This window comes from Legionella yabuuchiae, from assembly GCF_900640115.1.
Lineage (GTDB): Bacteria > Pseudomonadota > Gammaproteobacteria > Legionellales > Legionellaceae > Legionella_A > Legionella_A yabuuchiae.
This window is the reverse complement of record NZ_CAAAIW010000046.1, coordinates 1-6137: the sequence shown is the minus strand read 5'-3', so window position 1 is coordinate 6137 and position 6137 is coordinate 1. Positions and strand designations below refer to the sequence as shown.

The window sequence follows — 6137 nt, the reverse complement described above, 5'->3', positions numbered from 1 at the left end:
GTAGATTACTATGACTCAGATAACTAATCTTTGATCCATTCGCTCTTCGATGTGTGATCTATTTCTCAAGTTAATGGGTTTTGCGTAAGTCCTGCAATAGATAACAATCAGCGAGTGAAGTGTTGCAAGTTTTGCATGACGTTTGTTTTCTTGACTTTATCTATTCTGCATTCTAAATTCTAGAATATGGAATAAAAGAGAATAAGCAATGTCAATTAAGCCTCAAGATATCGTTGTTTTGGCAAAACTATTAGCTAAGAAACCGAATGATGATTGGTCGCAAAACAGTCTTGCTTATGAGTTGTGTCTTAGTCCATCACAGATAAATAGCGCTTTTAAGAGGCTCGTTGATGCAGGTTTTCTGACACCATATCAATCAACGGAAAGACCTCAGCCTATTCTTCAAGCTTGTGAAGAGTTTTTTCTTCACGGCCTTAAGTATATTTTTCCTGCAAAATTAGGGGAAATCGTTCGGGGTATCCCTACAAGCTATGCAGCCCCTAGCTTAAATGAGCAGATTATAAGGGGAAATGATCCAGTCCCTGTTTGGCCCTATGGGGCAGGAGAAGAGCGAGGAGTCGCGCTCAAACCTTTATATTCTTCTGTCCCAGAGTCTGTTACAAAGCATCCTGATCCTTTATTTTATGATTTATTAACCTTGATTGATGCGATTCGTTCAGGACGCGCTAGAGAAAAACATCTTGCTATGCAACAACTGTCGGAACTATTAACATCCAAGGCAGCTAAAAATAAGTGACATTTGTTGGTGGTGATAGCCCTAATGCGTAGTTCTTAAAAAAGATCGTGGGAATGTGGGATTCTAAATTTCCATTTTGGAAATCGGAAACCAACTATTTAGACAATAATTACTAAAGGGGCGATTGTGTCGGATATTGTTATATACACTTCAAAAGATGGCCATATAGAATTAGATGTCAATGTTGTTGATGAGACCATATGGCTTTCTCAGCAACAAATAGCTGATTTATTTGGTACCCAGCGTCCTGCTATTACAAAACACTTGAGAAATATATTTAGCTCCAAGGAGTTAGACGAAAATTCAGTATGTTCCATTTTGGAACGTACTGCCAGTGACGGTAAGCGATATAGCACAAAGTTTTATAATTTGGATGCTATTCTATCTGTTGGCTATAGAGTGAACTCAAATCAAGCTACAAAATTTCGCATATGGGCAACAGAAGTACTTAAACAACACTTGGTTCGTGGATATACAACCTATGATAAAAGGCTATCTGAACGAGGATTGCAAGAATTACAACAAACTGTTGAACTGTTACAAAAAACTTTAATCAATCATGAATTGGTAAACGATCTGGGTCGGGAAGCCATTCAAATCATATTAACTTATACTAAAACCTGGGATTTGCTCTTGGCTTATGACGAAGGTGAGCTCTCGTTGCCAACCAAGGGGAAGCCAACTTCGCAGACATTAACCTATCCAGTCGCCTTGTCAGCCATTGAAGCATTAAAGCAAGAGTTAAGTGCAAAGAACGAAGCAACTGCGTTGTTTGGCAAAGAGCGTGATGGTGGGTTGGATAGTATTTTAAATAATATCGAACAAACTTTCGGAGGAGAGGCTTTATATAAAACACCAGAGGAAAAAGCCGCTCATTTGTTGTATTTTATCATTAAGGATCATCCTTTTACTGATGGAAATAAACGAATTGGTAGCTTTATGTTTTTGCTATACCTTAAATCACAAAGTTTACCCATTAAATTTAATGAAAATGGATTAGTTGCACTGGCGCTGTTGGTTGCAGAAAGTAACCCAAATCAGAAAGATATTCTTATTCGGCTTATTGTTAATCTGCTGGTTGACTAAAATTAACCTCTCATGGTTATTGAGTATATCTGCGGGGTTATTGCGGGTTTATTCACTGACAATAACTGGCTTTTATAGACAACATGACTACCTCTTAAAATCCACGTTAACTATCTGATTTATTATGGTTTTTGGTGGCCTTTTGTTGTTTATCATGATCTGGGTCAAAATCAGGTCAGGACTTACGCAAAACCCATTAACTTGAGAAATAGATCACACATCGAAGAGCGAATGGGTCAAAGATTAGTTATCTGAGTCATAGTAATCTACCGTAAATTTTTACACCACGTTATACTCATGGGCCGCCCAAAAACTAATAAAGTGACACGCTTGGATTATTGCCAGTATTTATTTAGTAGCCAAATTAACTACACACTAACGAACTTTGCTGAGCATGTAGAAACCCTGTCTCATGATATGGTTAATCGATACTTGCGGGATGAAAAACTAACCCCCATGTTAGTTTGGGAGCATACAAAGAGAGATATTAAACAAAGCAAAAACGGATTTATGGTTTTTGACGAATGTGTATCCGGTATTATGCTATGCTCCATACGGGCTATATAACTGCTGTTACCACCTGCCAATTTCTAAACGGCAGTAAAAAACTGATGCAATATGGATTTTAACGCATCTGGCGCTTCAAAGTGAGGGTTATGGGAGGCTTTTTTAACCATAGCTACCTTACAATCAGGCAGATAAGAAGCGTAATGATGGCAGGTATGCACGTTAATAAAGTCATGCTCACCGCTGATTAAAAGAGAAGGAATGTTTAACTCACGTAATGCTTCCCGCCGTTCAAAATCCTGCCATAATCCTGAAATAACAAAATCATTAGAGCCCCAAAGATAATCGCGCATGGCTATATTCGTATTAGCCGAAGCATTAATTAAAGCCTCTGGCCATTCCACCCGACACATATGTTCTTCAGCAAAATAAGCCATCGCTTGCATTATCTCCAGCGGATCGGTGGTTTGATGGGATAGTAATGCTTTAAACACTGAATGTATATTTTCAGGAAACTGCTTAAGTAAGGTCATCATTTGTTCGAGATAAAATGACAGGCTGAATATAGGAGATATAAAAACAGCCCCTGCTAAAAAATTCCAATTATTGAGCGCGTATTCCAGCCCTGTAATGGTTCCTGCAGAATGGCAGAAAAGCAAAAAGGAATCGTATTGCAAATGTTGACGAATGCAGTCAACTTCTTTAACAAAGTGATCTAACGTAAGCAAATCAGGGTTTAAGTCCGTCTTATGGCTGAAAGCAACTGGATTAAAGAAGACCAGAGGATGATCCGGTAATAATTCAGCTATGGGATACAGGTATTCATAAGACATTCCCGGCCCACCTTGGATGATTACCACAGGCGTTCCAACAGCATTTGAATTTTCTATCACCCCATGAAGGAGGTGGTCTGAAACCAGGCATTGAAAACGTGTTTGATTACTCATCTTTAAGCGGCTGCTTGTTCTTTTTTAGAATCATTGCTCAACCAGCTCATGGTGAACAAGGCGGCAAGACTTACACCTATTGCTATAGAAAGTGCTAAAGATAACGTGTTTCCATCATATAAAAAGCTGGTAAATGCCGTACTTAAAGAGACCAATAAGGCGCGCGTTCCCATAATGGCTGAAGAAGCCGGACCGTGTAATGCGGGGAAAATAGATAATGAACTGGAAAAAACAATGGGATAGAGGGCTGCAAAGCCGATGCTGAATAATGACATAAATAAGGTCATTAAATAAGGAGACGTGATGGACTCGATGCTTAAGACAATTAAAGTAAATAGACTCAAACAACACAATAGAATGCCATTGCGGACCGTGTTACGAGGGCCAAACATAGCAATGACTCGATTGGCATACAAACTAACAATTGAGAACGAAGAAACAATAATGGCCTGATGAATGACAAATTGAATGGTTGATAAACCATAATGCGCCTGATAAAGAAACGCACTGGCTGCAATATAAGACATATAGGCAGCAAACAAGAGGCTTGGGATCAGTGAGGCATTCATAAAGCGGTAGCTTAAGAAAAGTGTCTTATAGTGATTAACGACTGAATTTAATTTAAGCGACTCTCTTTCTTTTTTGGATTCAGGTAAATATACACACATTAACATCCAAACCAACACACTAAATAATGCAACACTTCCGTAATTGCCGCGCCAACCGATGGCGTGATTAATTAAGCCGCCAGCAAGGGGCGCCACCGCCATAATAATAGCCAAGGCTGCATTCATAAGCCCAATCAATTTCATGGCCTTTTCACCCTGATAAAGATCAGCAATCATTGTGAAAACCAATACAACTGACGTAGCAGCACCTATACCTTGAATAAAACGGGCGGCTAATAAAAACGAGACGGTAGGGGCTATGAAACAACCAATAGCGCCAAGCGATAAAATCGCATTTCCAAAGAGCATGACTTTGCGTCGACCAAAAGCATCGGAAAGAGGACCGTATAAAAATGCGCCAATAAAATACCCAATGAAATTATAGGTGATCGTCGCCTGAATGAGACGTTCACTTACATTAAAAAAATCGGCAATCTGTACAAAACCAGGAACGGAAATATCTACTTCCGCGCAGGTACTGATTAATGATAATAAAAATAAGATGGGCAAAAATTTATCGCGCATGGTTTTTACCTTATGTTTTTAATCTAACTTCATTCAAATCTTACATTTAGAACTTACGTGAATGTAAATCACTCATTCATCAGAAAATCGTTTTCAAAATCCCTAAAACCAGCTTGATAATTCTGAAAGGAATTGGGCGCCAAATATAGAATTCTTGTAGCCACTTTGTCAATAAAATATCTTTTAATACATCGTCTTGACTAAACAACACCTGACCTAACACTTTACGGATGCTTTGTTGACTCTGTCCTGACACTTGGTCTTCGAGCCAGTTCAATACAGTGGAAGATGTATTTAATAAGTCATGGTGATCTTGTGAAAAATAACTGATTTGCGTGCCATATCCCCATTCAACCTCGCCTGAGTCGTATGGAATATGGCTCAGCAGAGTTTTCACAAGCGTAGATTTACCGATGCCGTTTACCCCCATGATGGCCAGTTTTTCACCTCGATTCATTTTAAAGTCCAAGTCTGAAAATAAGGTCTTATCGCCATAACACTTCGATAATTGGGATACGGTTAAAATTTGTTTGCTGGGAAGTTTTTCGATATGAAAAGAGAACGAAGGCGCAATTCTTGAAGACTTTTTCACATCAGGAATTTGTATTTTTTCAATTAACTTCATGCGCGAACGTGCCTGGCCTGCGCGAGATGCCTTTGCTTTATTTTTATCAATAAATTTTTGCAGTTCACTGATTTTTGATTCCGTGTTTTTACGTTCCGTTTCTCGTTGTTCCTCCAGGAGTTTTTTCTCCTGCAGAAAACGGTTGTATTTACCAGGATACATACGGATTTCACCGTAATCCAAGTCCAATATATGATCGGCAAGATTATCGATGAAGCCAATATCATGAGAAATAAAAACGACTAAGCCTGAAAATTGATTTTTTAAGAAACGCTCAAGCCAGCGGATGGATAAAATGTCCAGATGGTTGGTAGGCTCATCCAGTAATAAAACCGTGGGATTTTGATACAATGTTTGTGCGAGCAATACGCGCAATTTATAACCACCAGATAATGCCTTTAAGGGTTGGTTAAAATGCTTATCAGGAATACCAAGTCCGGTTAATATAGCTTCAATTTCTGAGTCAGCTTGATAACCATCAAGTTCGGCAATTTTTTCTTCCAGTTCAGCCAGCTTAAAACCCGTCTCATCATCCCAATCTGTTTTTTTATACAGTTCGTCGCGTCTTTTTAGCGCATGATAAAGTGGTTGTTTACCCATTAAAACAACTTCTTTGACCGGTGTATTTTCATATCGGTAATGATCTTGCTTTAACCAACCAAAACTTGCATCTTTCGGAAACTGAACTTCACCTGCGGTGTGCTCTTCATCGCCATTCAGGATGCGGAAAAAGGTGGATTTACCACAACCATTAGCACCCACCAATGCATAACAATTTCCCGCATTAAGCTTTAAGTTAACATCGTAAAATAAGATCTTTGAACCATAAGCCATGGCGAGTTGATTAATGGTCATCATGTGGTAATAACTTCCTCTTTATGAGATGGATAATGGGCTATTTCGGACAGTTCTTTGACGAGTATAATTGATTAAAATTTAAAAAGTCTTATATATTTGTTATAATTAGCGCTTTTTAGCTATGACATATTCATTAGATTTTAGGGAAAAAGTACTATCCCATG

Annotated in this window: 5 protein-coding genes and 1 pseudogene; 3 read left to right on the top strand and 3 right to left on the bottom strand. The window is 38.7% G+C overall.

All coding sequences use genetic code 11. The features are described 5' to 3' along the window. Window positions 1–208: 208 nt before the first annotated feature. The 3 genes and pseudogenes from E1O47_RS11765 to E1O47_RS12745 form a co-directional block, all read left to right on the top strand. Entirely contained in the window at window positions 209–757 is a 549-nt protein-coding gene (locus E1O47_RS11765; RefSeq protein WP_133131446.1) for a helix-turn-helix domain-containing protein, read from the top strand. A 126-nt stretch (window positions 758–883) separates the two neighbouring features. After that, the gene (locus E1O47_RS11760) at window positions 884–1843 is read left to right on the top strand and encodes a virulence RhuM family protein/type II toxin-antitoxin system death-on-curing family toxin (protein WP_133131445.1); all 960 of its coding nucleotides are present in this window, start codon (window positions 884–886) and stop codon (window positions 1841–1843) included. Between the two features lie 297 nt (window positions 1844–2140). Then, window positions 2141–2374 (top strand): annotated as a pseudogene (locus E1O47_RS12745) (IS701 family transposase); the annotation flags it as partial. 59 nt (window positions 2375–2433) lie between these two features. On the opposite strand, the gene E1O47_RS11755 reads toward E1O47_RS12745, so the two are convergent. The 3 genes from E1O47_RS11755 to E1O47_RS11745 form a co-directional block, all read right to left on the bottom strand. After that, a complete protein-coding gene (locus tag E1O47_RS11755; RefSeq protein ID WP_133131444.1) occupies window positions 2434–3297 on the bottom strand; it encodes an alpha/beta fold hydrolase in 864 nt (287 codons plus the stop codon). Window positions 3298–3299: 2 nt separating this feature from the next. Further along, the gene (locus tag E1O47_RS11750; protein ID WP_133131443.1) at window positions 3300–4490 is read right to left on the bottom strand and encodes a multidrug effflux MFS transporter; all 1191 of its coding nucleotides are present in this window, start codon (window positions 4488–4490) and stop codon (window positions 3300–3302) included. 79 nt (window positions 4491–4569) lie between these two features. Then, window positions 4570–5973 (bottom strand): ABC-F family ATP-binding cassette domain-containing protein, encoded by a 1404-nt coding sequence (locus E1O47_RS11745; protein WP_133131442.1) that lies wholly within the window; start codon window positions 5971–5973, stop codon window positions 4570–4572. Window positions 5974–6137 lie beyond the last annotated feature (164 nt).